This window comes from Kitasatospora sp. NPDC088548, from assembly GCF_044753005.1.
Classification (GTDB): domain Bacteria; phylum Actinomycetota; class Actinomycetes; order Streptomycetales; family Streptomycetaceae; genus Kitasatospora.
This window is the reverse complement of the sequence record NZ_JBIVMI010000001.1, coordinates 292,377-317,987: the sequence shown is the minus strand read 5'-3', so window position 1 is coordinate 317,987 and position 25,611 is coordinate 292,377. Positions and strand designations below refer to the sequence as shown.

The following is a 25,611-nucleotide window of genomic DNA, read 5'->3' as shown; positions in this document are numbered from 1 at the left end:
TCCGGGCGGGCCGGTGGTTCGAGCGGGTCGGGGCCAGGCGGGCGCTACTCCCCGAACAGGACGGCCCGGGTCTGCTCCCAGGTCTCCTGGTCGGCGGCGACCAGCAGGCCGTCCTCGCCGCCCGGCGCCTCCGGCCGGTACGGGCTGCCGTCCAGCCGGGCGGAGACCCCGCCGGACTCGGTGACCAGCAGCGAACCGGGGGCGTGGTCCCACGGCAGGGTGCGCCAGTAGAGGATGAAGTCCAGCGCTCCCTCGACGAGGTCCGGGTACTCGATCCCGGCGGCGTTCCGGCCGGGCGTGAGCTCGCCGAAGGCCGCCGCGGCGCTGGTCTGGAGCCGGCGGTGCGACGCCGGGTCGAGGTAGCGGCTCTTCACCGAGCCGCGCCACTTGGCGGGCACGGCGGGTGCCGGGGTCCGGGTCAGCCGGTGGCCGTTCCGCCAGGCGCCGGCGCCCAGTTCGGCGCTGTAGCAGGTGGCGGTGACCGGCTGCCAGATCCACGCGGCGACGGTCTGCCCGGCGCGCACCAGCGAGGCCATCACGGCGTAGTCGGGGCGCCCGGCGATGAAGTTCGACGTGCCGTCGACCGGGTCCACCAGCCAGACGGCGGGCTCCGAGTGCAGGGCCTGCGCGAGGGCCGGGTCGGCGGCGACGGCCTCCTCGCCGACCACCGGGACGGGCAGCAGCTCGCGCAGCCGCCGCTCGATGATCACCTCGGCCTCGCGGTCGGCTATGGTCACGAGGTCGCCGGGGGCCTTCTCCATCACCTCGCCCGCGGCCAGGGCCCGGAACCGCGGCTCGACCACCTCGGCCGACGCCTCGGCGAGGATCTCCGCCACCTTGTCCATCAGCACGTGCCCGCTCCCTTCGCTGCCTACCACTCTCGCACGCCTGTGCGGTGGTGACCTGCGGCAGCCCCCTCGGCGGGGCGCGCGTCGCGGCCCCGCGCCGGGCTCCGCCGGTGTCCTCGGCAGCCCCCGGCAGCCTCCCGGCTGTGCCGTCAGCCGTCCCCGGTGGCCGCCCCGTCCAGATAGTGGAAGCCCGGGCGAGGGTGCATCAGGAACTCGTGGTGCGAGATGTTCCACCCGTACGCGCCGGCCATCGCGAACAGCACCCGGTCCGCCGTGCGCAGACCGTCCGCCGCCGGGGCGGCGCGGGCGAGCACGTCCTTCGGGGTGCAGAGCTGACCGGCCAGGGTGGCCCGGCCGGTGGTGACGGCGGGCCGCGGCCAGGGGTGGGGCCAGTCCGGCACCGGCAGCACCGAGAACGGCTGGTCGTGGCCGCGGGTGGCGGGGGTGCGCAGATGGTGGGTGCCGCCGCGGACCACCGCGAAGTCCTCGCCGTGGCTCCGCTTCACGTCCAGGACCTCGGTGGCGTACCAGCCGCAGTAGGAGGTCAGCGCGCGCCCCGGCTCGATCCGCAGGGTCAGGCCGGGGTGGCGGTCGAGAAGTCCGGCCAGGCCCGCGCCGAAGGCCGTCCAGTCGAAGCGGGCGGCCGGGTCGGCGTAGTCCACGGCCATGCCGCCGCCCACGTTGACCTCGTCCAGGACGAACCCGTGCCGGGTGGCCAGCGCGGCCGACCAGCCGACGATCCGCTCGGCGAGGGCCAGCTGCTCCCCGGCGGCCAGCCCGCTGGCCAGGTGGGCGTGCACACCGCGCAGCCGCAGCCGCCGTCCGAGTGGCCCGGCGAGCAGCCGGACGCACTCCTCGGCCCGCTCCGGGTCCAGCCCGAACGGGGTCGGCCGCCCGCCCATCGCCAGCGCCACCGAGGCGAGCGTGCCCGTCGCCACCGGCAGGTTGACCCGCAGCAGCACGTCCACCACGGTCTGCGGCCGCCCGGCCAGGACGGCGGCCAGCCGGTGCAGCTCCTGCTCGCTCTCGACGTGCCAGCGGTGCACCCCGGCGGCCACGGCGGCGGCGATCTCGGCGGGCGTCTTGCCCGGGCCGCCGAACGCCAGCCGGGCGCCCGGCACACTCGCCCGGACATGGGCCAACTCGCCTCCGCTGGAGACCTCGTAGCCGTCCACGGTGTCCCGCAGCGCGGTCAGCAGGGGGGCCTCGGGGTTGGCCTTGGCGGCGTAGTACAGCTCGACCCGCCGGGGCAGCGCGGCCCGGACGGCGGCGGCGTGCGCGCGCAGCGCCGCCAGGTCGTAGACGTAGGCGGGCAGCGCCTCCGGCGCGAGGCCGGCCACGTGCCGGCGGACGGCCTCGGTCATCGGGCACTCCCTGCGGCAGCGGGAACGGCGGTGGCGGGAACGGGCCGAGCGCCCGCGAGCGCGTCCCGGCCCGGGGGCTGCGCGGCCCCCGCCAGGACGTGCCCGGCCAGCGGGGACGGCAGCCGGACGTACCCGGCCTCGCGGTCCGCCTTGCGCTCCCAGCGGGTGAGCAGGTTGGCCTTGGCGGGCAGCGGCGCCCCGGCGAGCAGGGCGCGCAGCCTCGGCGGGCAGCCGTGGGCGTGTGCGTACCGTGCCAGTGTGTGGCGGACGGCCTCCCAGAGGGCGCCCTCCAGCGCGGGGTGGCGGTCGGCGAGCGCGGCCAGCAGTTCGGCGATGTGGTTGACCAGCAGGCAGTAGACGACGCGGTCCCAGCCGCGCTCGGCGTCGTACGCCATCGGCCCGGCCACCTCGGGCGGCAGGACGGCGAGCGGGGCGGCGTTCCGTTCGGGGAGGAGCTTGGTGCCCTCCAGGTCGCGGAAGATCACCTGGGCGGGCCACCCGGCCGCGTCCACACCGATCAGCACATTCTGCAGGTGCGGCTCCAGCACCACGCCGTGGTCGAAGTAGGCGGCCAGCACGGGTGGGACCAGCAGCCGCAGATAGGCGTTCCACCAGTCGAGCGCCGCCCGCCCGTCCTCCCGTCGTTCCCCGCCCCCGGGGCCGTCCCGCTGCCCGAGCAGCCGCGAGATGTGCGCCGAGCTGGTCGGGTGCTCGTCGGCGACGGCGGCCGCGAGCAGCGGGGTGACGCCGGGCCGCAGCACACCGGCGAAGCCCTCCCGGACGATCAGGCCGAAGCCCTCGTACAGCGCCTGGTCCGGGCGGCCGTCGGCGCCGGGCAGGGCGAGGGTGCGGAACGCCGGTTCGCGCAGCACCGCGGCGTCCGGGAAGCGTTCGGCGAGGTCGGCCAGCGCCGGGGCGAGCAGCCGGGTGAGCGCGACGGCGCCGGTCAGCTCGTACGCGGCGTTCTTGCGCAGGCAGTTGGTGATCCGGACGTTGAGGCTGAACTTCAGGAACGCGCCCGCGCCGTGCAGGGTGCGCACCGAGGCGGTGGCGGTGAACGGTTCCCCGCCGGGCCCGAGGTCCAGGATCTCCCCGCCGGCCAGCGCGTCACGCAACAGCGGGTGGTCGGCGAGGAGCTGGTACTGCCAGGGGTGGGCGGGCAGCAGTCGGTAACCGGCGGGCGCCTCGCCCAGTCCGTCCAGCAGCGCGGTGGCCCGCTCGTCCAGCGAGGAGTGCGCGAGCAGTTCCTCCCGGACGGCGAGGTGATGCAGCCGGAAGACGGCCCGGGACTCCGGCGCGTAGGCGCGCCAGTCGCCGCGCGCGGCGGAGCGGGACTTCGGGGCGGGGTGGAAGCGATGGCCGAACAGCAGGGCCTGCTCGGACTCCAGGTAGCGGTCGGTGCCGGGTTGTGGTCGGTTCTCCAGCCCCTCCCGCACGCCGTCATGGCTGGACGCCAGCTGGTCGAGGAACTCCTCGTTCACCGTTCCGGTCCGCAGCTCCAGCTCGTGCTGGACGTGCCCGGCCAGCTCACGCCAGTCCAGCTCGGTCCAGCCGTCCGGGCGTTCCTCCTCCACCGGGCCGGTGAAGCGGTGCGCGCCGAGCAGCGAGGTGCGGCGCAGCGTGATCCGCAGCCGGACGCCCAGCCGGGGCAGCCGGACCAGCAGCCGGCCGTCGGTGACGGCGGTCCGGCGCTCGGGTGCGGAGACCTCGCGCAGCAGGCAGTTGAGCAGGGTGTGGGCCACCGCCTGGTCGGCGGTCGGCAGTTCGTGGGTCATCGGCGACTCCAGCGCTTGCGGGACGGGAGGGCTGATCCGGTGGCCGCGACGGCACCGATTCCGGAGTACCACGCCACGGTGTTCGCGCTCATCGCGCGGGCCCGGGCGCCAGGAGGTAGTTGGGGCCGCTGGTGTAGTGCTTGTTGATGTCGGCGGCACCCGAGCGCTGCTTGCCGAGCAGGGTGCCGGCGGTGACCATGGCCTTGACGGGCAGCCGCCCGGCGTCCAGCAGGGCGGTGCGCAGCGGTGCGCCGGCCGGTCCGATCCGGTCGACGGCCTCGGTCAGGCGGCCGCGCAACAGGGCCAGGGTGTCGGTGAGTTCGGCGCGGCCGTGTGCGGCGAGGCCGAACGCCAGGGCGCCGGTGCAGAGATGGCCGGTGATGGTGGTGAACAGGTCGGTCAGCGGCCGGTCGTCCGTGCCGAAGATCCGGGCGTCGTCGAACTCCTCCCGGGCCGGGGCCTGTTCGCCGAGGGTGGCGGCGAGCCGGCCGGTGTGGACGCGCGGTCCGTCGTCGTCCTTGTAGAGCAGTCGCAGGCCGTCGCCGTCCAGGACGAGCGAGGTGTTCTGCTGGTGGGACTCCAGCGCGATGCCATAGCCGAACAGTGTGGTCTGCCAGTCGAGCAGCAGCTCCAGCAGGGCGTCGTAGAGGGCGAGCGGGTCACCGCCGTAGTAGCGGTCGGCCAGGTGGTCGAGGACGAGGCGGCCGCCGGGGGCGGGGGCCAGCAGGGCGGCCAGCGGGACGGTGACGGCCCGGTCGAGGCCGGCGGGGTAGCGGCGGCAGAGGACGGCGAGCAGTTCGTGCCCGGCGTGGGCCCAGCTCTGTTCGTCGGCGTGCAGGATTCGCCCGGCCAGGCGCGGTTCGCGGGCCAGCACGGCCTCGACCAGTCGCTGGCCGGCGGCGCCGTCGAGCAGGGTGCCGGGCTTGATGGTGCGCCGGTTGAGCCGGCCCAGCGTGGCGGTGGCGAGCGGGAGTTTGAGGTGGCGGGCGGGGTCGTCGGCGACCGCGACGGTGCGCATGGAGAGGGTGGGGACGACGGTCAGGTAGGGCCGCTCGGCGAGCACGGCGCGGTCGGCCAGGCCGGTGGCGCGCAGGGCCTCGGCGAGCGGCGCGCCGACGGTGAGGGGGTGCACCGGCAGGGTGGCCCAGGCGGCGTCGCCGCCGTCCAGGTCGAGGCCGAGCCAGCTGGGGGTGGGCCACCAGCTGGGCAGCGGCCGGTCGCCGTGCGCGGTGACGGCGCCGGCGGGGAGGGCCAGCCAGCGCAGTTCGAAAGCCGGGTGGAACTCCGGTGCATACGAGCGGAGTTGCTGTTCGGTGAGGCCGGCCCGGCCGCGCGCGGTGGGGTAGACCGGGTGGTCGAGATAGGCGGCGAGGGTGTCGTGGCCGAGGGTGGCGGCGGGGCCGGTCCAGTCGGCCGGGTCCGCGCCGTAGAGGTCGGTGAGCGCGGTGTGCACCTCGGCCCGGGAGCGCCGGTGCAGTTCCATGGTGGCCAGGGTCTGCCGGCATTCCTCGGTGAAGGCCGCCCAGCCGGGCCGGTCCTCGTCCTCGGAGAGCCCGGCGAGGGCGGCCACCACGGCCTCCAGGGAGGTGAGTCCGGTGCCGTGGAGTTCCAGCAGCGGCCGCCGGGCCGCGTACTCGCACTGGAAGCCCTCCGTGGCGACGGGCAGGGCGAGGCCGGCCTTGGGGAGGACCAGCCAGCGCCCGTCCGCCCGGTCCTCGGGCCGGCTGTGGCTGCGCAGCCCGAGCACGTCCTCGCGCAGCAGCGCGGAGAGCACCCGCAGGGTCAACTGGGCTTCGGTGGACTGGGGTTCGACGGAGTCCGGGCCGGTGGTGTTCGCATCGGGTGCAGGGCGCGCGGTGCTCACGGGGTGATCTCCCAGCGGTTGGCCGCGCGGAAGCGGGCGACGGCGGTGTCCACGGCGGCCTGGTCGGTGCCGACGGCCCAGATGACGCCGAGGTAGTCCCGGTTGGTGCGGTAGTGCTCGTGGCGTTCGCCGAGCGGGCGCAGCGGCCGGTAGGCGAGCCGGACGCCGTCGCGCTCCTCGTCGTACGGCCCGGGGGCGGCGGTGAGGATGCCGGCCCGGTCGGCGCAGACGGCCTCGTTGCGGGCGCGGCGGGCGGTGTCGGCGCAGTGCTCGCCGAGATCCTCGGGCAGTGCGCGGCCGAGGTGGGCGCCGAGGATGTGCTCGAACAGCGGGATGCCGAGGACCTCGGCGAGCATCAGGTCGCACTGGTCGCCGATGGCACGGTAGTTGACCTCGATGATCCGGGCCCGGCCGTCCGGCTGGACGACGAACTCGGTGTGGCAGGCGCCGAGCCCGATGCCGATCGCGTCGAGCTGGGCGAGCACCTGGCCGACCACGTGCGGCGGGTGCGCGGGGGTGAACTCCAGTGCCTCCTCGATGAAGTGCGGGGGAGGGGAGAGCCTGGTCCGGAAGCCGCCGAGGACATGCCGCCGCCGACCGTCACCAAGCGTCTCCAGGGTGTGCAGCCGCCCCGGCAGGAACTCCTCGACGACGAGGGTGGCACCGGCCCGGCGGTGCTGGATCTCCCGGCAGCGGAGCGCCAGTTCGGCGGCGTCGCCGACCAGTGTGACGTCCTCGCTGGCGACGCCCTCGCGCGGTTTGACGACGCAGGGGAACGGCGGGTCCAGCTCGGCCGGGTCCTGCCCGGGCGCCAGCTCGGCGGACCAGACGGAGTCCAGGCCGGCCAGGGCGAGGTGGCGGCGGAGCTGGCCCTTGTCCTTGGCGCGCAGCGCGGCCTTCCAGTCCTTGGCGGGCAGCCCGAAGTACTCGGCGGCCAGGGCGGTCTGGGTCTGGAGGTGGTCGCTGTTGCTGAAGACCGCGTCGGGCGCGTGGTGACGGGAGATGCGGCTGACCACCGCGCGGAAGTCCGGTACCTCGCACTCCAGCACCTCGGGCGCGAACTCCATTCCGGTGTAGGCGCGGTGGTGAGGGCCGGCGTGGTCGGTGAGCACGGTGACGTCCAGCCCGAGCCGGGCGGCGGCCGGGAGGAACCCCTCGGTGACCGAGTCGGTGGGATTGAGGGCGAGCAGATAGAGCCGCATGTCTGGCCTCTCCGTGGTGCGGACGGCTGCCGCCGGGGCCGCGGTGTCCGGCGGGTCGATTCTCGGCACGGGGCGAGATCCTAGGTTAGGTTTGCCTAAGTCCGTCAAGTCGCCCCGGTGTGGTCCGGGGCATCCATTGATCGCCTATAAGGTAAGCCTCACCTCATTCGATCTCGGGAGTGCCGATGATCTCGGGAACACCTGTGCCCGCCGTGCCCCGCGTCGCGCAGCCCCTCCGCGCGGACTACCGGCGGCTGTCCGACCTCTGCCCGGTGCTGCGGGTCCGGCTGCTCGCCGCCGGCGAACCGCCCCCGCCGGCGGCCATGGGCTGGTACTCGGCGGTCGAACTCGTCCGTGACCCACAGGCGCTGGATGCCGCGCTGGCCGGCGAGGCCGCCCGGATCGCCGCGGCCGACGGCACCGCCCCGCGCCCCCATGTCACCGCCTCCCGGCTGCTGCACCACTACCTGTGGTCCGTCTGCGTCCTGATCGCCGGACCATGGCACCTCGGCCGCCGGGTGCCCACGATCGACCCCGCGGACCTCTGGCTGCACGCCCCCACCGGCGACCTCGCGCTCCGCCCGCGCGACCACATCACCCTCCCCGGTGACGACGAACTCCGCGCCGAACTGCGCGCCGCCGTCGTCACCCACGTCGAACCCCTGCTCACCGCCTTCGCCGCCCCCACCCGGCGCGGCACCCGGGCGCTGTGGGGCATGGTGACGGACGATCTCGCCTCCGCGATCTGGTACCTCGGCCGGATGCTGGGCGAGGAGGACGCCGCCGTCGCCGCCGCCGAGGCCGTCCTGCCCGGCGGCACCCTGCCGCTGCCCGGTGCCGCCGCCTTCCGCCGCCTGACCGGCGCCGACGGCCGCGAGCACATCACCCGCACCCGGCTCGGCTGCTGCCTCTACTACGCGGTCGGCCCCGCCCCCGCCTGCCTCACCTGCCCCCGGACCTCGGACGAGGAACGCCTGCACCGCCTCTGACGCCCCGTCCGTCACGAGCGGGCCGCGGCACCGGTGCCGGTGACGGCCGCCACGCTCGCCCACATGCTCCGCGCCCGGGGAGCCCGAACCGCGGCCGGTCGATGCCGCTCACGCTCCCCGCGGCAGCTCCCGCCGCCCGAACACCGCGACGCCCCGTTCCAGGTCGACCCCCGTCCCGGGCGGAGCACCCGCCAGGTTGTCGTCCCGCAGGGCCAGCTGCTCCTGGCGCTGCTCGATCTGGACCCGCTTGTTGGGGTTGAAGAGGGCGTGCAACTCCTCGATCCCGGCGGCGCCGAGGCCCACCCCGGTACTCCGCGCGCCCGGGCTCCGCCCGCGTCGCCCGATCCGGCGCACCGCGACCGACCCGATCAGCACCAGCATCAGCGCCGCCATCGTCAACATGCTCACGACTATCGCCATGCTGGTCCAACGAGCCCCGGCCGCGCCTTGGTTCCGAGTACCCTGCACCGTGGATCATCTCCCGGACGACCATCTCCCGGACAGTCGTCCCCCCGACAACGGAAGCGAGACGCCGATGGCCACCGTGCGCGGAACATCCGTGGACATCCCCACCCAGGACGGCACCGCCGACGCCTACCTGACCCACCCGGACGACGGCGCGCTCCACCCCGCCGTCCTGTTCTACCTGGACGCCTTCGGGCTCCGGCCGCACATCCGGGCGATGGCGGACCGGCTCGCGGCCGCCGGCTACACCGTCCTGGTGCCCAACGTCTTCTACCGGCACGGCCGCGCGCCGGTCGTCGAACTGCCCGAGTTCATCGCCGCGGGCGCGGACCCGGGCCTGTTCGAACGCCTCGGCCCCATCGTGGGGTCGCTCACCCCGGAGCAGACGGAGCGCGACGCCGACGCCTACCTCCGCTGGCTGGCCGACTCCCCGCTCGCCGCCGACGGGCCGGTGGGCATCACCGGCTACTGCCTGGGCGCCCGGCTGGCCCTGCTGACGGCCGCCGACCACCCCGAGCGGGTCGCGGCGGCGGCCGGCTTCCACGGCGGCTTCCTGGCCACCGAGGCAGGGGACAGCCCGCACCTGCTCGCCGACCGGATCACCGCGGAGCTGTACTTCGGGCACGCCGACCAGGACCCTGCGCTCCCCGCCCAGCAGATCGACCGTCTGACGAAGGCCCTCACCGCCGCCGGTGTCCGCCACACCGCCGAGGTGTACGAGGGAGCCCACCACGGCTTCACCCAGGCCGACACCGACCGCTACGACGCGGCGGCGGACGAACGGCACTGGACCGCGCTGCTGGCCCTGCTGGAGCGCGCGCTCTGAGATGATGAGCCGCCTTCCCGCCCGGCCCCCAGGCGGCCACCGTGCGGCAACTCCCCGACGGCACCTGGACGACCCTCACACCCCGCCCTCGGCCGCCCCCTGACGCACCGACTTCCACGCACTGATCGACCCCGAGGCCATCGTCCGAGGTGCAAGGCCGTGGCGTACGGGAGAGTTCGCCCGGCCTCGGGGTGGATGGAAAACCGGTGTCGGCGAGCGTCCTGAGCTGGGATGATCATGTGGTGGTGCACACTGACTACCCACTCCCTCCGTCGCCGGCCGAGGCCGGCTTCCTCGGCGAGTTCGAGACCCATGTGACCGTCGCCTGCCCGGACGGCGATCTGCCGGGGCTCGAACGGTGGGCCGCCGAGCGCGGAGTGAAGCTCCTCCACATCCGCCTCGCCCGGGGCCGGACCAAGTCCCAGCCGATGGTGACCCTGAACGGCGCCGGATCGCTGCGCCAACAGCGTGTCGCGGCGGAGGAGTTGACGGACGGTCTGAGCGCCGCCGGGTACCGGCCGGTGCGGGTGAAGATCGAGGCCACGCCCTGGACGGACGGCGTTCCGGCGAGCGACGAGGACGCGCGCCGGCTCGGCCCGGAGCGGTACTTCGAGCACCATCTCAAGGTGGCTCTCGCCGCCGACGCCGAGCGCGAGGCCCTGACCGCCGTCGCCGTCGGCCACGGCGCGCACGTCTCCTGGAACGCCCGCCGGGTGGCCGGGCCGTCCGGGCGGCAGCAGCGGTTCGTCACCCAGCGCTGCCACGGCGTCGGCCTGCGGACGGCGGGGGACCGGCTGGACCGGCTGGTCGGCGCGGTCGCCGGGGCCGGCTTCGACATCCTCTCGGTGGAACGGGAGTTCGTCGTGTACGACAGCAATCTGGCGGTGGACGACGGTTGGCTCGACGGAACGGACAGACGATGACCGGCACCTGGGAATCCTTCGGATGGCGTAATCGGGAGGTGCCGAAGGCCCCGCTCGACGACGAACGGCGCCCGGGGTACGGGCTGCCGCTGACGCTCCGGCCGGTACAGGACCCGCGCGCGGTCCAGAAGGCGGTTTTCGACCCCGCCCTCAAGCAGTACCCGAACGCCTACCGGGCCACCGACCCCCGGTTCGCGGACCGCGAGGTCGGGCTCGCCTGGCGGGACGCCCGGCGCCGCGCCATCGACCTCGTCCTCGCCGGCATCGCCGGCTCGGACTGGGCCGACCACCTGGTGCTGCGCGGCAGTGTCCTGCTGCGCGGCTGGTACGGCGAGGCGGCGCGCGAGCCGGGCGACCTGGACTTCGTGGTCACCCCGGCCGACTGGGAGATCGGGGAGCCCCGGACGGCCGCGATGATCGACGGCATAGCCCGCGCCGCCGAGCTGGCGGCCGGGCAAGCTGCCGCCGGGCACCCGGTGCGCTTCGACGCGGCAGGCGCCGTGAGCGAGGACATCTGGACGTACGAGCGCGTTCCCGGCCGGCGCCTGGCCCTGCCCTGGACGGCCGAGGGGCTCCCCGGCGGCACCGTGCAGCTCGACTTCGTGTTCAACGAGCGGCTGCCGGTGGCGCCGGAGCGACGGCTGGTCCGTCCGCTGGCGGACGGGCCCGGTGCCCCGGTGCTCGGGGTCACCCCCGAACTCTCGCTCGCGTGGAAGCTGATGTGGCTGGTCACCGACCGGTACCCGCAGGGCAAGGACCTCTACGACGCGGTGCTGCTGGCCGAGTCGTGCCGGCTGCGCCGGTCGGTGCTGCGGGACGCCTTCGTGGGCGGGGAGCACTGGTACGCCTTCCACCCCGTCACCGCGGCGAGGATCGGGGAGCTGGCGGTGGACCTGGAGTGGGACGACTTCGCCCGGGAGTATCCCGAGGTCGAGGGCGGCCCCGAGCAGTACGTCCGACGGCTGGCCGAGGCCCTGGCACCGACCTTCGACGGCGACGACGGGACCGGCCCCGAGGCGAAGCGCTGGTGGCTGGCGGGCTGGGTGGACCGGTATCGCGAGGTGCTCGACAGCGCCGGTATGCCGGAGGTCCAGCGGCGGCTCGCCACCTCCGACGCCCCGGCCGCCCTCGCGATCGTCATCACCCGGGAACTGCTCGGAGGTGAGCGGTGCCGCTTCGAGGACGCCTGCGCCGTCGTCCTGGCGGAGCCGGCCTGGTCCGGCCTGGTCGACCGGTACGGGCGGGACCCGGAGTGGTGGGCCGGCCTGGTGCGAGAGGCCCGCGACGGGGCGTGAGTGCCGGTCGACGGACTGTCAGTGGCGGGTGCGAGGATCGCCGCCATGACCGAGGAGACCTTCGACTGGCGTTCGTTCCTCACCCGGTGGAGCGAGGAGTGGGCGGACGCGCACGCCGACGCCGACGACAACGGGGCGGGTGACGAAGAGCCGCTGCGTGCCCGCTGGCTGGGGTTCGAGCCCGCGTCCGCCGAGCGGACAGCCGCGATGGAGGCGTGGGTGGGGCAGCCGCTGCCGCCGTCGTACCGGGCCTTCCTGGAGGTCAGCGACGGCTGGCGGCACGCGGGCGGCTTCGTCTGGCGGCTCGCCGGTACCGAGGGGGCCCGTTGGCACCGGGACGGCGCGGGGGTGGGGCGGCTCGACCGTGAGTTCCTGGACGAGAACTCCTCGCCGGAGCAGGTCATGCGGGCCGGGATGTGGGATCGCGCGTTGCAGTTGGACGTCGAGTCCGACCTGGTGCTCGTCCTGCTCGACCCGCTCGACCGGGACGAGGCCGGGGAGTGGGCGGTCTACCGGCACGCGTCCTGGTCCGGTGGCCCGCCGACCAGGTACGGGTCGTTCCGGGCGTTCATGGCCGCCATGTACCGCGAGTTCCACCGGCTTGCCTCCGGCCGTACGGAGGGGAGGTTCGTCAACAGCACGACCCGGGCGCTGGACGAACTGGTCGAGCAGGGCCGGGCCGAGGCGCTGCGCGGGGGGTACGAGCGGGCCGAGGCGGCACTGAAGGAGGCGGCGGAGTTCGGCAGGCCGCGCGCCACGGAGATGCTCGACCAGATCAGGCGTCTTCTCGGGCAGACCTGGTCGGTCGGCTTTGGCGGCCTGGCGGCCGATCCGCGTTACACCGGTGACGTGGTGGCCGTGCTGGCGGCCGAGCACATCCGGTCCCAACGCGACCAGGGTTCATGGGAGTTCGTGCTGCGTTCCGCGTCCGGAGAGGTGCGCGGCGCGGCGGCGGAGATCCTGCGGCAGGTGGCGGAGCAGACCTTCCGCTACACCGCTCCCGGCGCGTTCGGCCGGGCCGTGGAGCACGCCCGGGAGCAGGCGCGATGGGGCGGCACGGACGAGGCCTGGCGGACGCTGCTCGCCGGGTTGCCGCACTGGACACCGCTGGGGCCGGACCATCTCGCGCCGCTCGGCCTGCTCGCCGACCCCCTCCTCGGGCCGCTCGTCACGCCGGAGCGCGGACGTGAACTCCTCGCCGTCCCGAGGGGCGGGTGCGCCGACGACGGACCGGCGGGGGTCGTCGCCCCGGCCGGCGGGTCCGGGTCCGGCTCCGGCTCCGGGTGCGGGTGCGGGTGCGGGGGCGAGTCCGGGTGCGATGGCCTGGCCTGGCTGGCCGCCGAGGACCGGCAGGGGCGCCATGACGGGTACCGCTTCGTCCTGGTCGAGGGTGTGGCCCCGGACGAACTGCCCGCCCGGTTCGGGGCGGACGGCGACGCCACCGCGCTGGGTGCGCCGATGACCCGTTGGGAGGCTCAGCGGCAACGGTTCGCCGGCGGCGTGAGTTCGACGTACGACGACAAGGCGCAGGCCTTCGTCGCCCGGGCCGGAGCCGGTTGGAGCGTCGCGTTCGACACGGACCCGGCCTCCTTCTGCGCCCCGCGCTTGGAGTCCCCGGCCGCAGCCGCCTCGCACGGCACCCGGGCGGTCGTGGTCTGGGGCGTACCGGCCGAGTCGCACGCGGCCGGGGACGGCCTGTTCCACCTCTCCGTCGCGGAGGACGGCGAGGAGCGGTACGCGTACACCGTCGAGGGCGCTGACATCCGCCGCAGCGGCGCGATACCGTCGGCGCTCGACCCGGACCGGTTCTTCGCCCGGGGTGAGGACGCCGGCCCGGACCACGTCATTGCGGAACACGTTCTACCGGAGCAGGACGACCGGCGGGGCGATCGGCGGGCCGAGCGCGCGGCTCTGACGGCGATCGCGGCAGAGTTCGGTGTCGCGCTGCCCCGCTTCGCCCTCACCGAGGGCCGTCTGCACTCCTTCACCACCCGCTCGTGGACGCGCCCGCCGGGGCCCGGCGAGAGCTACGGGGAACTCAGGTGGATGGCGGCGGGCGAGAGCTGACGTGCGGTCGCACCGTGACGGCCACCGGGGTCACCGGGGTCGCGGGGGTCGCGGGGGTCGCCGGGGCGGACCGGCTTTCCTACGGACCGCAGGCGTCCTCGCCCTCGCCGCCGGCGCGTGGCTCCAGCCGCCGCTGGCGCAGCAGTTCCTCGTACTCGGCGTGCACCCGCCGGTCCATCGCCAGCGCGAACTGCGCGTCCGCCACCGTCCGGGCCAGCGGGCGTACCCGGAGGATCCGCTCGGTCAGCCGGGCCGCCTCGCCGGGCGGCAGCGGGGCGTCGGCGGAGAGCGCGCCGAGCAGCTGCTCGGCGACCACGGTGGTGAAGATCTCGGCGATCGCGTCCACGTGCTCCCGGGTGCGCCGGCTGGCCTCCAGGACGGCGGAGAGCGGCACCCCCTCGGCGACCAGCGCCATCGTGGCGTCCATCAGCCGGCGGCTGACGTGGGTGATGCCGTCGTCCTCCACGGTGATGTAGCCCTGGGCGATGGACTCGGCGGTGTTCTCCTCGGTCAGCTGGTCGCCGAAGGTGGCCTTGAGCTCTTCCCAGTCCAGGCGCACCGGCGTCTCGTCCGACCAGGGCGCGACGATCGCGGCCTCCAGCCCGATCAGCTCGGCGACGTCCCGGCCGCTCTCGCCGGCGCCGATCAACTCGGCGATACCGCCCAGGGTGTGGCCGCGCTCCAGCAGTTCGGCGATCACCCGCAGGCGGGCCAGGTGGGCGTCGCCGTACCAGGCGATCCGGCCCTCCCTGCGGGGCGGCGGGAGCAGTTTGCGCTCGCGGTAGAAACGCAGCGTGCGGGCGGTGATGCCGGCCGCTTCGGCCAGTTCCTCCACCCGGTACTCGCGTTGTCCGTCGTCCGCAGCCGCTCTGAGCTTCTCCACGGCGCTCAGCATAGGACCGGCGGTCGTCGAAACGGGGTGGTCGTCCTTCTTCCATCAACTGTCAGCAAGGGCTACCCTGCCAACCATGCCAGTGATTGCTGGCATGGTTACCCGGTCTCCGGGGGACGCTTCCCGGGACAGTTCCTCTTGGCAGTGTGCAATCCGCGATCCCACCCTCAGGAGGACGCCGCATGGCATCCAGCACCAAGCGCCCCCGGCCCGGCACGCCCGCCCAGGAGGCCGGAAACACCCAGGACGCCGACGACTCCCACGACGCGCACGACGTCCCGGAGACCGACGACGCCCCGGCCGCCCACGACCCCCAGGCCCCCGCGGCCGTCCCGCACGTCCGGGTGGCGGTCATCGGCTCCGGTTTCGGCGGCCTCGGCGCCGGCGTCCGGCTGCGCCGCGCCGGCATCACCGACTTCGTCATCCTGGAGCGCGCCGACTCGGTCGGCGGCACCTGGCGGGACAACAGCTACCCCGGCTGCGCCTGCGACGTCCCCTCGCACCTCTACTCCTTCTCCTTCGCGCCCAACCCCGACTGGCCGCGCAGCTTCTCCGGCCAGCCCGACATCCGCGCCTACCTGGAGAAGGTCGCCGACGTCTTCGGCCTCCGCCCCCACCTGCGCTTCAACACCGAACTCACCGAAGCCCGTTGGGAGGCCGAGCAGACCCGCTGGCGGATCACCACCACCGCCGGTCAGTGGACCGCCGACGCGATCGTCTCCGCCTCCGGGGCGCTCGCCGACCCGCAGATCCCCGACCTGCCGGGCCTGGACACCTTCCCCGGCAAGGTGTTCCACTCCTCCCGCTGGGACCACGACTACGACCTCGCGGGCCGGCGGGTCGCCATGGTCGGCACCGGCGCCTCCGCCGCCCAGATCATCCCGTCCATCCAGCCGAAGGTCGGCCGGCTGACGGTCTTCCAGCGCACCCCCGCCTGGGTCCTCCCGCGCGGCGACCGCGAGATCAGCGGGCTGGAGAAGTGGCTCCACGGGCGGCTGCCCGTCACCGCCAGGATCCGCCGTGGCGCGCTGTTCGCGCTCCGCGAGCTCCAGGTGGACGCCTTCGTCCGCCGGCCCGGCGCGCTGCGCCTCGTCCAGGGGCTCGCCGAGCGGCACCTCGCGCAGGGCGTCGCCGACCCGGCGCTGCGGGCCCGGCTCACCCCGGACTACCGGATCGGCTGCAAGCGCATCCTGCTCAGCAACACCTACTACCCGGCACTCGCCGCCGCCAACACCGAGGTGGTCGCCTCCGGCCTGCGCGAGGTGCGCGGTTCGACCCTGGTCGCGGCCGACGGCAGCGAGCACGAGGTGGACGCGATCGTCTTCGGCACCGGCTTCCACGTCACCGACATGCCGATCGGCGCACGGGTGTTCGGTGCCAACGGCACCAGCCTCGCCGAGGAGTGGAAGGACGGCATGGAGGCACTGCGCGGGTCCACCGTGCACGGCTTCCCGAACCTCTTCTTCGTCGTCGGCCCCAACACCGGCCTCGGCAACAGCTCGATGATCCTGATGATCGAGTCCCAGCTGAACTATCTGATCGACGCGCTCACCACGCTCCGCTCCGTCGGCGCCACCGCGATGCAGCCGACCGCCCGCGCGCAGCGGCACTGGAACCTCGAACTCCAGCACCGGATGGACCGCACCGTCTGGACCACCGGCGGCTGCCGCAGCTGGTACCTGGACAGCAGTGGCAGGAACACCGTGCTCTGGCCCGCCTCCACCACCGCGTTCCGCCGCGCCACCCGCAAGGTGGACCTCGCCGAGTACGAGCTGATCACGCGTACCGCGCCCGCGCCCGCCGCCGCCACCGCCACCACCGAGGAGGCCCTGGTATGAGCCCGACGCTCCCGGCCGACTGCCTTCCGCCCGCTCCCGTCGAGGAGTTGGACGTCCGCTCGACCGACGGCATCCGGCTGCACGTCGAGATTCACGGGCAGCCCGCGGCGCCGACCGTCGTCCTCGCCCACGGCTGGACCTGCTCGACCGCCTTCTGGGCCCCGGTCATCCACCAACTCGCCGACCGTTACCGGGTGGTGGCCTACGACCAGCGCGGCCACGGTCGCAGCGAGATCCCGCCGAGCCGGGTCCGCTACTCCACCCGGGCGCTCGCCGAGGACCTCTCGGCCGTGCTCACCCGGACCGTCCCGGCGGGGGAGCGGGCCCTCCTCGTCGGCCACAGCATGGGCGGCATGACCATCATGGCCGCCGCCGGCCGCCCCGAGGTCGCCGAACGCACCGCCGCCGCCCTGCTGGTCTCCACCGGCCCCGCCGACCTGATCGCCGAACTGACCATCCTGCCGGGCGCGGTGCGCTCCCCTGGGCTGCGCCGCTTCCTCCACCGCCGGCTGCTGGGTTCCCGGCTGCCGCTCGGGCCGGTCGGCCCGGCCAGCCGCGCCGGGCTCAAGTACGTGACGATGGGAGCGGCGTCACCCACCGACCGGGTGCAGGCGGCGGCCCGGATCGTGCACGCCTGCCCGACCGCCGTCCGGGCCAACTGGGCGGGCGTGCTGGAGCGGCTGGACGTCAGGGCCGGACTCGCCCGGCTCACCGTGCCGACCGCCGTCATGGTCGGCACCGAGGACCGGATGACGCCCCCGGTGCACGCCCACCGGATGGTCGCCGCGCTGGCCGACCCGCAGGGACTGCTCCTGCTGCCCGGCATCGGCCACATGCTGCCCGTCGAGCGGCCCGCAGAGGTCGTCGCCGAGATCCACCGCCTCGCGGGCGCCCATCTCGCCGTCGCCCACCCGCCCGGCGTCCAGCCGTCGGCCGCCTCACTTGAGAGGACCGCCGACGCATGAACGCCATTCCGCCGCTCTCCGCGCAGGTCGTCGTGATCACCGGTGCCGCCCGAGGCGTGGGCGCCGCGCTCGCCCGCACGCTCGCCCGGCGCGGCGCCGAGGTCGCCCTGGTCGGCCTGGAGCCGGCCGAGCTGAAGAACGTCGCCGCCCTCTGCGGACCGACTGCCACCGCCTGGGAGGCCGATGTCACCGACATCGACGCGCTCACCGAGGCCGCCCGGCAGATCAAGGAACACCACGGCCGGATCGACACCGTCGTCGCCAACGCCGGCATCGCCGTCGGCGGCCCGCTGCTGGACAGTGACCACCGGGTGTTCAGCCGGGTGATCGAGGTCAACCTCCTCGGCAGTGTCGCCACCGCCCGGGCCTTCCTCCCCGCCCTCACCGAGAGCCGCGGTTACCTCCTTCAGATCGCCTCGCTCGCCGCGATCGCGCCCGCCCCGCTGATGAGCGCGTACTGCGCCAGCAAGTCGGGCGTCGAGGCCTTCGCCCACGCGCTCCGCGCCGAGGTCGCCCACCAGGGCGTCAAGGTCGGGGTCGGCTACCTGAGCTGGACCGACACCGACATGGTGCGCGGCGCCGACCAGGACGTCGTCCTCGCCCGGATGCGCTCCCGGCTGCCCTGGCCGGCCGGCAAGACCTACCCGCTGGATCCGGCGGTGGCCCGCCTCGCCGCGGGCATCTCCCGCCGCTCCGCCCACGTCTACGCCCAGGCCTGGCTGCGCGGCATTCAGCCGGTCCGCTGGCTCCTCCCCACCCTGATCGCCGCAGTCGGCTCCCGCGATGTCGCCAGGCTGGCCCCGGAGCTGAAGGCCACCGCCGCCACCCGGACGCGCCCCGTCGGCGCGGGCGGCGCCGCCGACGAAGCGGCGCGCGGCGAACGGACCTGAGCGGCACGGGCAACGGAGGATAGGTAACAGACAACAAGCAACAGATAACAGATTTCGAAATCTGTTATCTGTTACTTGTTGTCCGAACCTTGTCCGCCCGCGCAGCCTTACCTGGCAACGTGCTTCAGTACCTCGTAGCCGCGCTGGACGAAGCGTCCGTCCAGCGCCGGGCCGCAGTTGGCCAGAGCCCCGACGACCGAGGCGGTCTGGGGGCAGAAGCCGACCAGTGAGGTGAAGCCGCGCGTGGCGCCGGAGTGGAAGAAGAGGTCGCGGCCGCCGACGCGCCGGTGGTTCCAGACCAGGCAGAGCTGGTCGGTCGAGCGTGGCAACCGCAGCCGGAGCTGCTGGACGTCGTCCAGAGCCTCTCTCAATTCGCTTTCCTCGCCGGGAAGATGCGCGCGGAGGAAGCGCAGCACATCGGCGCCGCCGGCGCGGACGGCGCCGGCGCCGGGCAGGCCGGGGATGCGCCAGGGCGGCAGCGGGCGGCCTCGCCGGTGTCCGACGGCCCGGTCGGGGGCGTCGGGGGAGCAGGTGGTGGACCGCAGGTCCAGCGGGCGGAGAATGCGGTCGGCGAGCAGCTCGGGGTAGGTGGCGCCACCGGCCTCGGTGAGCAGGCGGCCGAGCAGGGCGACACCGTAGTTGGAGTAGCCGAACCAGCTTCCTGGTCTGTGGTGCACGGTGGTTCGCGCCAGGCCCTCCCTCAACTGCTCGTCAAGATAGGCGGCGTACGGGTTGCTGAACCAGGTGGGGACGGCCTCCGCGAGCAGGCCGGGCGGCAGTCCGGGAAGGCCGGAGGTGTGGGTGGCCAGGTGGAGCAGCCGGATCGGGCCGCCGCGGCGGACGGTCGCAGGGCGCCAGCGCTCGGGGAGGTGGCGTTCCACCGGGTCGTCCAGGGCGAGTTCGCCGCGGGCCGCCATGGTGGCGAGCAGCAGTGCCGTGAACGTCTTGGTCACCGAGCCGAGTTCGAAAACGGTTTCGGGCGTGCACGGCGCGGCGCTGTCGCGGGCGAGCCGCCCGTGGCAGCGGACGGCCTGCCGGTCGCCGCGGGCCACCGCCAGTGTGACGGCGGTGGCGTGCGGCGCGGCGGCCCGTACGAGTTCGGCCAGCTCCGGCTCGCCGAAGCCGTCGAGTTCGCCGGGTTCGCCCAGGTCGTCGAGGCGATCCAGGCCGCCCGGGCCGCCCAGACCGTAGGGCCCGCCAGTCGTGGTGGGCCCGCCAGGCCCGTTCACCCGGCCGAACGCGTCGGGCTCCCCCGAACCGCCGAGGGCGCCCGCCACGTTCATGCGGCCACGGCGGCGCCGCCGAGCGCGCGGGAGAGGGTGACGGTGCCGGCCACCACCCCGACCACGGCGGTGTGTTCGTGGTCCTTGAACGCCTGGGCCGGATCCTCCGATACGGGTTCGGAGCTGTCGCGGGGGATCAGTCCGTCCTCGCGCTGAACGGCGGCCAGCGCCTCCCAGCCCTGCATGCCGGTGACGGGCTCGCCGATGCACGAGTCCACCACCAGCAGTTCGCCGACCAGGTCCCACTCGCCGACCTCCAGCCAGATGTCCACCCAGACGGGCAGCCAGGCGCGGACGAAGTCGGCCATCGGCTCGGGCAGGCCTTCCGGTCGGGCGCCCCAGTCGGTGAGATGGAAGACGGCATGAGTGATGTGGTAGCCGGTCATCCAGTCCATGGCCCACGGTTCGGGCGTGGCGCTGAGCCATGTCCCGGCGGCGAGGGCGGCCCAGTCGTCCGGCCGGTCGGCGAGGCCCACCACCCGGCGGGCGTTGGCGACGGCGAGCCGGCGGCCGGGCAGGATCTCGACGGCGTGCACGGACCGCAGCCGGCTGAGCGACGCCAGCAGCTCTTCCAGTGCGGGATGCCGGTAGCCGGCCCTGGCGAAGTGGACATAGGTTTCCAGCGGGTCGGTCATCACCAGATGGCGCAACTGCCGCTCGTAGAGGAGGTTTCCTTTCTGCAGCTGGGACCAGCCGAAGTCCAGCATGTCGCGGGCGACCTGGGCGTCCCGCGGGCCGGTGACGCCGTCCCGCAGGACCAGCGAGGCGGCCAGCGCGCATTCGGCGATCGGCTTGTAGGCGTTGTTGGGGTCGGAGAGGTCGACGGTGACGTTGTCCGGGAGCCGGCCGAAGCCGCGTTCATGGGAGGCGTGCAGCCAGGCCATGGCACGCGAGCCGATCTGCTGTGCGATGGACAGCCGCTGATCGTCCGTCATGCCGTCGCTCCGTTCGGGGTGATGGCCAGCAGGGCTTCGGCGATGCCGAGTTCGAGCGCGGTTCGGGAGCTGCCGTCTCCGGCGGCGTGGATCCGCTCCAGCACCGGTTCGACCTCCAACGGCAGTGACAGGCCTTCGGCCCGGGACCAGGCGAGCCAGCGGGCGAGCCGGGCGGCCACCCGGTGGTCGCGGCGCAGCATGGAGCGGACGGTGCCCCGGGCGAGCGCAAGGGTGTGGGTGCGGGCGGTCCGGTGCACCGGGCCGTCGAGGCCGGGCAGGGCGAGCGCGGAGAGCTGGGCCATCCGGACCGACCAGGCCTGCCAGGCATGCGGTTGCGGCTGCGGCGCGTGGTCGGGCTGGGGTGCGCGGAGGGAGAGTTCCGCCAGGCCGGGAGTGCTGATGGAGCGCAGGGTCCGGGCGAACAAGGCCCCGGTGGCCCAGTCCCGCCAGGCGGCGATCAGTGCGGCGCCCTCGGGGGCGTCCGGGCCGTCCGCCTCGGCGGCGGTTGACGGAAAGGCCCGGTGCGCCTCGGCGAGCAGCAGGACGGCCTCGGTGTCGGGCGCGGCGCCGCCGAGCAGTTGCGGGGCGAACAGGTCCGGCCCGAGCACCCGGACGGCGGCGAGCAGCGGCCGGGACGCGTTGGCCGTGCCGGGGTCGACGAGCGCGACCGCACCCCCGGCGCCCCGAAGGGCGCCGAGGGTCTGGGCCGCCGTCTGCTCGACCGCTGCGGCGTACTCGTCGCGGAGCGAGGTATGGGCGAATGACATGGCTGGGTGGTCCTCCTTGAGGAAGGCTTCACGAAGGCTTGCGGGGAGGCCCGTTGGGAGAAGTTCCACATCGGTGGGCTTCGCGACGGGTGGCTTCACCGCGCAAGCCTTCGTGCGTGGCCGGTACCCGTTCCGGTTACCGGGTCTTCTCCTTGGGCGGCTTCGGGGACAGAAGGATGAGGCCCAGCAGCAACAGCAGCCCGGCGGCTTCGGGGCGGTACGTGGGCGCGTCGCTGACGACGGCCTCGTCCTCCACCATCAGGGCGCCGAGGGTGTCGAGTTCGGCCCGGGTCGCGCGCGACGCCGGGGCTTTTCCGGTCAGGTACTGAGCAAGCATCAGAAGTGCCTCCTCATAGGATCGTCATCGCCTGGTCCGGCGATGCCCCCGGACCGACCTTATGAGCGCCCACCGATACCTGCATCCGCAGTGCGCTGATCGGTTACCTTTCCGGTCTGTTGGGCCCGCCGGGGGTGGGGTCGGTACGGTCGGGGATATGACCACTGCCTTGATCACCGGCGCGACCGCCGGCATCGGAGCCGCGTTCGCCCGCCGGCTCGCCCGGAGCGGCTATCAACTCGTCCTGGTGGCCCGGGACACCGGGCGGCTGGAACGTTCCGCCGCGGACCTGCACGCGAAGTACGGCGTCGAGACGGAGGTGCTCACCGCCGATCTCGCCACCGACGAGGGCATCGCGGCCGTCGAGGCCCGGCTGGCCGATGCCGCCCGCCCGGTGGACCTGCTGGTGAACAACGCCGGCTTCGGCAACAAGGGCGCGTTCCTGACCGTCCCGCTCCAGGACGAACTGGACATGCTGAAGGTGCACATCGAGGCGATCCTGCGGCTGACCACGGCGGCCCTGCCGGGCATGCGCGAGCGGCGGCGCGGGGCGATCGTCAACGTCGCCTCGGTCGCGGCCTTCCTGCCGCGCGGCACGTACGGTGCCAGCAAGGCGTGGGTGGTGAGCTTCACCCAGGGGGTACTGCGCGATGTCGGCGGGACGGGAGTGCGGCTGATGGCGCTCTGCCCGGGCTTCACCCGGACCGAGTTCCACCAGCGGGCGGGCATGGGGACGGGCAACATCCCGTCCTGGGGCTGGCTGTCCGCTGAACGGGTGGTGGACGAGGCCATGCGGGACCTGGCCCGCGGCCGTTCGCTGTCCATCCCGGGCAAGCGCTACAAGGTCGCGATCGCGGCCGCCCGGCTGCTGCCGTCCGGCGCGCTCGGCGGGCTCTCCTCCAAGGCGGCGCGCACCTACGGACCCAACTAGGGCTTGCCCGACGGCCGGGGGCCGGTCGGGCGGCGGTCGGGGAGCGCGGGAATAGAGTGAGCCTCATTATTAGCTTTGCTAACTATGAGCTATTCTCGCTGTGCTGGTGGCCGCCCGACCGCCATGCCCGCCGCGCGCCCGCGCGTCCGACCCCGGGAGGTCCGCCCTTGAGGCCCGAAGGCATCCGATGGACCCCACCCGAGCGCGCCGAGGGCGAGCCCCGCCCGCCGTCCCAGTGGCGCCGGATCCTCGCGCTCTTCCGCCCGTACCGCGGCCGGCTCGCCGTGGTCGGCCTGCTGGTGGCGGCCTCCGCGGTGGTCTCGGTGGTGTCGCCGTTCCTGCTGAAGGCCGTCCTCGACACGGCCATCCCCGAGGGCCGCACCGGGCTGCTCAGCCTGCTCGTGCTCGGGATGATCGCCACCGCCGTGGTGAACAGCGTCTTCAACGTGCTGCAGACGCTGATCTCCACCACCGTCGGCCAGCGCGTCATGCACGACCTGCGCACCGCGGTCTACAGCCACCTCCAGCGGATGTCGCTGGCGTTCTTCACCCGGACCCGCACCGGTGAGGTGCAGTCCAGGATCGCCAACGACATCGGCGGCATGCAGTCCACGGTGACCTCCACCGCCACCTCGCTGGTCTCCAACTTCACCAGCGTGATCGCCTCGGTGGTCGCCATGGTGGCGCTGGACTGGCGGCTGACCGTGGTCTCCCTGCTGCTCCTGCCGCTCTTCGTGTGGATCAGCCGCCGGGTGGGCAACGAGCGCAAGAAGATCACCACCGAGCGGCAGAAGCAGCTCGCCGCGATGAGCTCGGCGGTGCAGGAGTCGCTCTCGGTCAGCGGCATCCTGCTCGGCCGCACCATGGGCCGCTCCCACTCGCTCTCCCGGGAGTTCACCGAGCAGTCCGACCAGCTGGCCGAGCTGGAGGTGCGCGCCAGCATGGCCGGGCGCTGGCGGATGAACACCATCCAGATCGTGATGGCCGCGATGCCCGCGGTGATCTACTGGGCGGCCGGCCTGGCCGCGGCCGGCGGTTCGCCGATCGTCTCGGTCGGCACCCTGGTCGCCTTCGTCTCGCTCCAGCAGGGCCTCTTCCGGCCGACCGTCAGCCTGCTCTCGACCGGTGTGGAGGTGCAGACCTCGCTGGCGCTGTTCCACCGGATCTTCGAGTACCTCGACCTGCCGGTGGAGATCGCCGAGCCCGAGCGGCCGGTCGGCCTGGAGAAGATCCGGGGCGAGGTCCGCTTCGAGGGGGTGGAGTTCCGCTACGACCCGGAGCAGGAACGGCCCACCCTGTCCGGCGTCGAGCTCAAGGTCCCGGCCGGCGGCTCACTCGCCGTGGTCGGCGAGACCGGCTCCGGCAAGACCACGCTCAGCTACCTCGTCCCCCGGCTGTACGACGTGACCGGCGGCCGGGTCACCATCGACGGCGTGGACGTGCGCGAGCTGTCCTTCGAGACGCTGTCCCGGGCGGTCGGCGTGGTCTCCCAGGAGACCTACCTCTTCCATGCCTCGGTCGCCGACAACCTGCGCTTCGCCAAGCCGGACGCCACCGACGCCGAACTGGTCGCCGCCGCCGAGGCCGCGCAGATCCACACGACCGTCGCCGGACTGCCGAACGGCTACGACACCCTGGTCGGCGAGCGCGGCTACCGCTTCTCGGGCGGGGAGAAGCAGCGCCTCGCCCTCGCCCGGACCATCCTGCGCAACCCGCCGGTGCTGATCCTGGACGAGGCCACCAGCGCGCTGGACAACCGCACCGAACGTGCCGTCCAGCAGGCCATCGACACCCTGGCGGCGGGCCGGACCACCATCACCATCGCCCACCGGCTCTCCACCGTCCGGGCGGCCGACCAGATCGTCGTCCTGGACCGGGGTGAGATCGCCGAGCTGGGCAGCCATGACGAACTGGTCGAGGCGGACGGCCGGTACGCGGCGCTGCTGCGGCGCGAGGCGCCGACGGCCGTGCTGGACCGGGCCTGACGGGCGCGCGTTCCGGCCGCGCGTACCGCAGGGCCGGGTACCGCCCGGGGGTCAGGCGGCCTTGGGGACCTCGTTGTAGCTCTCCACGACCTCCTGGCCGGAGAGCTGCTGGATCGCCCGCATCACCTCGTCGGTGACCTGCCGCCGGGCCTTCAGCGAGCGGGCCTGCCCGTGCAGTTCGTCGAAGTGCAGCGGTTCGCCGAAGCGGACCGTCACCTTGCGGACGCGCGGCACGCGCTTGCCGATCGGCAGGATCTGCTCCGGGCCCTCCAGCGCCACCGGCACCACCGGGACACCGGCGGTGAGGGCCAGCCAGGCCACGCCGGTCTTGCCCCGGTACAGCCGGCCGTCGAGCGAGCGGGTGCCCTCGGGGTAGATGCCGAACGCCTTGCCGTCCTCCAGGATCTCCAGCGCCGACTCCAGCGAGGCCTGGGCGGAACGGTAGGTGCCGCGCTCGACCGGCACCGCGCCGATCGACTCGAAGAAGCCCTTGGACAGCGCGCCCTTCAGCCCGGTGCCGGTGAAGTACTCGGCCTTGGCCAGGAAGTGCACCCGGCGCGGCGCGGTCAGCGGGATCACCACGCTGTCGATGAAGGAGAGGTGATTGCTGGCCAGGATCACGCCGCCCTTGCGCGGTACGTTCTCCAGACCTTCGATGTTCGGCCGCCAGATCCCCCGGGAGAGCGGTTTCAGCACCAGCTTGGTGACGAGATTGAGCATGGTCCCTCCCTGGACGAGCATGCCCGGGAGGCGCCCGGGCCTGAACATACGACAATCGGTGATCGGTTCCCGGCCGGGCCGAGATCAGAACCGCAGACTACGACACCCACCCCCGAGCCCGTCCACTCCCGCCGGCCGTGGCGCTCGCCACGGCCGGGTAGGGTACGGCCGTCGGAAACGCACATCAGCAGTTCATAGGAGGGGCAACTCATGGCAGACGTCGACACGATCCGCGCGGCCTTCGACAAGTACGACGTGAACGGCGACGGCCGGATCACCGCCGCCGAGTACGCCAGGGTCGCGCGCGAGCTCGGCGACCTGACCACGTCGATCTCGGTGGCCGAGGCCGTCATCAAGCAGATGGACACCAACCACGACGGCGAGCTGACCTTCGACGAGTTCCTGGCCGCGCGTCAGGGCTGAGTCCGGTCGCAGCCTGCGGGGCCCGCC

At 73.8% G+C, this 25,611-nt stretch carries 23 protein-coding genes; 11 read left to right on the top strand and 12 right to left on the bottom strand.

The window, feature by feature from the left end; all coding sequences use genetic code 11:
• Positions 1-44: 44 nt before the first annotated feature.
• The 5 genes from ACIP82_RS01440 to ACIP82_RS01420 all read right to left on the bottom strand — a co-directional run bounded on the left by ACIP82_RS01440 (position 45) and on the right by ACIP82_RS01420 (position 7,053).
• Positions 45-845 (bottom strand): inositol monophosphatase family protein, encoded by an 801-nt coding sequence (locus tag ACIP82_RS01440; protein ID WP_400650301.1) that lies wholly within the window; start codon positions 843-845, stop codon positions 45-47.
• A 152-nt stretch (positions 846-997) separates the two neighbouring features.
• Positions 998-2,212: a type III PLP-dependent enzyme gene (locus tag ACIP82_RS01435; RefSeq protein ID WP_363608542.1), complete on the bottom strand. Its 1,215-nt coding sequence runs from the start codon at positions 2,210-2,212 to the stop codon at positions 998-1,000.
• Positions 2,209-3,987: an IucA/IucC family protein gene (locus ACIP82_RS01430; RefSeq protein WP_400649635.1), complete on the bottom strand. Its 1,779-nt coding sequence runs from the start codon at positions 3,985-3,987 to the stop codon at positions 2,209-2,211. The genes ACIP82_RS01435 and ACIP82_RS01430 overlap by 4 nt, the downstream gene beginning before the upstream one ends.
• A gap of 88 nt (positions 3,988-4,075) precedes the next feature.
• Entirely contained in the window at positions 4,076-5,851 is a 1,776-nt protein-coding gene (locus tag ACIP82_RS01425) for an IucA/IucC family protein (protein WP_400649633.1), read from the bottom strand.
• Positions 5,848-7,053, bottom strand: a complete 1,206-nt coding sequence (locus ACIP82_RS01420; protein ID WP_400650298.1) for an acetyl-CoA carboxylase biotin carboxylase subunit family protein — start codon at positions 7,051-7,053, stop codon at positions 5,848-5,850. Before ACIP82_RS01420 ends, ACIP82_RS01425 begins: the two co-directional genes overlap by 4 nt.
• Positions 7,054-7,256: 203 nt before the next feature.
• Between ACIP82_RS01420 and ACIP82_RS01415 the strand changes: the two genes are divergently transcribed.
• Positions 7,257-8,042, top strand: a complete 786-nt coding sequence (locus ACIP82_RS01415; protein WP_400649630.1) for an iron-sulfur protein — start codon at positions 7,257-7,259, stop codon at positions 8,040-8,042.
• Positions 8,043-8,150: 108 nt separating this feature from the next.
• On the opposite strand, the gene ACIP82_RS01410 is transcribed toward ACIP82_RS01415, so the two are convergent.
• A complete protein-coding gene (locus ACIP82_RS01410; RefSeq protein WP_363608536.1) occupies positions 8,151-8,444 on the bottom strand; it encodes a DUF6191 domain-containing protein in 294 nt (97 codons plus the stop codon).
• 133 nt (positions 8,445-8,577) lie between these two features.
• Between ACIP82_RS01410 and ACIP82_RS01405 the strand changes: the two genes are divergently transcribed.
• The 4 genes from ACIP82_RS01405 (at position 8,578) to ACIP82_RS01390 (ending at position 13,618) form a co-directional block, all read left to right on the top strand.
• Positions 8,578-9,333, top strand: coding sequence for a dienelactone hydrolase family protein (locus ACIP82_RS01405; RefSeq protein WP_400650296.1), 756 nt, complete (start codon positions 8,578-8,580; stop codon positions 9,331-9,333).
• Positions 9,334-9,578: 245 nt separating this feature from the next.
• Positions 9,579-10,256, top strand: a complete 678-nt coding sequence (locus ACIP82_RS01400; RefSeq protein ID WP_363608532.1) for a hypothetical protein — start codon at positions 9,579-9,581, stop codon at positions 10,254-10,256.
• Positions 10,253-11,551 (top strand): nucleotidyl transferase AbiEii/AbiGii toxin family protein, encoded by a 1,299-nt coding sequence (locus ACIP82_RS01395; RefSeq protein ID WP_400649626.1) that lies wholly within the window; start codon positions 10,253-10,255, stop codon positions 11,549-11,551. Before ACIP82_RS01400 ends, ACIP82_RS01395 begins: the two co-directional genes overlap by 4 nt.
• Positions 11,552-11,596: 45 nt before the next feature.
• Positions 11,597-13,618, top strand: a complete 2,022-nt coding sequence (locus tag ACIP82_RS01390) for a DUF6461 domain-containing protein (RefSeq protein ID WP_400649624.1) — start codon at positions 11,597-11,599, stop codon at positions 13,616-13,618.
• A 79-nt stretch (positions 13,619-13,697) separates the two neighbouring features.
• On the opposite strand, the gene ACIP82_RS01385 is transcribed toward ACIP82_RS01390, so the two are convergent.
• On the bottom strand, positions 13,698-14,513 hold the full coding sequence (locus ACIP82_RS01385) for a MerR family transcriptional regulator (protein WP_400649621.1): 816 nt from the start codon (positions 14,511-14,513) through the stop codon (positions 13,698-13,700).
• A gap of 179 nt (positions 14,514-14,692) precedes the next feature.
• Between ACIP82_RS01385 and ACIP82_RS01380 the strand changes: the two genes are divergently transcribed.
• The 3 genes from ACIP82_RS01380 to ACIP82_RS01370 are packed head-to-tail and all read left to right on the top strand — an operon-like array spanning position 14,693 to position 18,203.
• Positions 14,693-16,348, top strand: a complete 1,656-nt coding sequence (locus ACIP82_RS01380; protein ID WP_400649618.1) for a flavin-containing monooxygenase — start codon at positions 14,693-14,695, stop codon at positions 16,346-16,348.
• A complete protein-coding gene (locus ACIP82_RS01375; RefSeq protein WP_400649615.1) occupies positions 16,345-17,313 on the top strand; it encodes an alpha/beta fold hydrolase in 969 nt (322 codons plus the stop codon). The genes ACIP82_RS01380 and ACIP82_RS01375 overlap by 4 nt, the downstream gene beginning before the upstream one ends.
• Positions 17,310-18,203 (top strand): SDR family oxidoreductase, encoded by an 894-nt coding sequence (locus tag ACIP82_RS01370; RefSeq protein ID WP_400649613.1) that lies wholly within the window; start codon positions 17,310-17,312, stop codon positions 18,201-18,203. The genes ACIP82_RS01375 and ACIP82_RS01370 overlap by 4 nt, the downstream gene beginning before the upstream one ends.
• A gap of 107 nt (positions 18,204-18,310) precedes the next feature.
• On the opposite strand, the gene ACIP82_RS01365 is transcribed toward ACIP82_RS01370, so the two are convergent.
• From ACIP82_RS01365 to ACIP82_RS01350, 4 genes are all read right to left on the bottom strand, one after another.
• Complete coding sequence (locus ACIP82_RS01365; RefSeq protein WP_400649610.1) at positions 18,311-19,486, bottom strand: serine hydrolase domain-containing protein; 1,176 nt, start codon at positions 19,484-19,486, stop codon at positions 18,311-18,313.
• Positions 19,483-20,421, bottom strand: a complete 939-nt coding sequence (locus tag ACIP82_RS01360) for a DUF6895 family protein (protein ID WP_400649608.1) — start codon at positions 20,419-20,421, stop codon at positions 19,483-19,485. The genes ACIP82_RS01365 and ACIP82_RS01360 overlap by 4 nt, the downstream gene beginning before the upstream one ends.
• On the bottom strand, positions 20,418-21,188 hold the full coding sequence (locus ACIP82_RS01355; RefSeq protein WP_400649605.1) for a hypothetical protein: 771 nt from the start codon (positions 21,186-21,188) through the stop codon (positions 20,418-20,420). Before ACIP82_RS01355 ends, ACIP82_RS01360 begins: the two co-directional genes overlap by 4 nt.
• 136 nt (positions 21,189-21,324) lie before the next feature.
• Positions 21,325-21,525, bottom strand: a complete 201-nt coding sequence (locus ACIP82_RS01350) for a hypothetical protein (protein ID WP_363608511.1) — start codon at positions 21,523-21,525, stop codon at positions 21,325-21,327.
• Positions 21,526-21,682: 157 nt separating this feature from the next.
• Between ACIP82_RS01350 and ACIP82_RS01345 the strand changes: the two genes are divergently transcribed.
• Positions 21,683-22,456, top strand: coding sequence for an SDR family oxidoreductase (locus ACIP82_RS01345; protein ID WP_363608509.1), 774 nt, complete (start codon positions 21,683-21,685; stop codon positions 22,454-22,456).
• 167 nt (positions 22,457-22,623) lie between these two features.
• Positions 22,624-24,441: an ABC transporter ATP-binding protein gene (locus tag ACIP82_RS01340; RefSeq protein WP_400649600.1), complete on the top strand. Its 1,818-nt coding sequence runs from the start codon at positions 22,624-22,626 to the stop codon at positions 24,439-24,441.
• A 51-nt stretch (positions 24,442-24,492) separates the two neighbouring features.
• Here the strand turns inward: ACIP82_RS01340 and ACIP82_RS01335 are convergent, their stop codons facing one another.
• Positions 24,493-25,161, bottom strand: coding sequence for a lysophospholipid acyltransferase family protein (locus tag ACIP82_RS01335; protein ID WP_363615259.1), 669 nt, complete (start codon positions 25,159-25,161; stop codon positions 24,493-24,495).
• Between the two features lie 210 nt (positions 25,162-25,371).
• Between ACIP82_RS01335 and ACIP82_RS01330 the strand changes: the two genes are divergently transcribed.
• Positions 25,372-25,584, top strand: a complete 213-nt coding sequence (locus ACIP82_RS01330; RefSeq protein ID WP_363615257.1) for an EF-hand domain-containing protein — start codon at positions 25,372-25,374, stop codon at positions 25,582-25,584.
• The last annotated feature ends 27 nt before the right edge of the window (positions 25,585-25,611 follow it).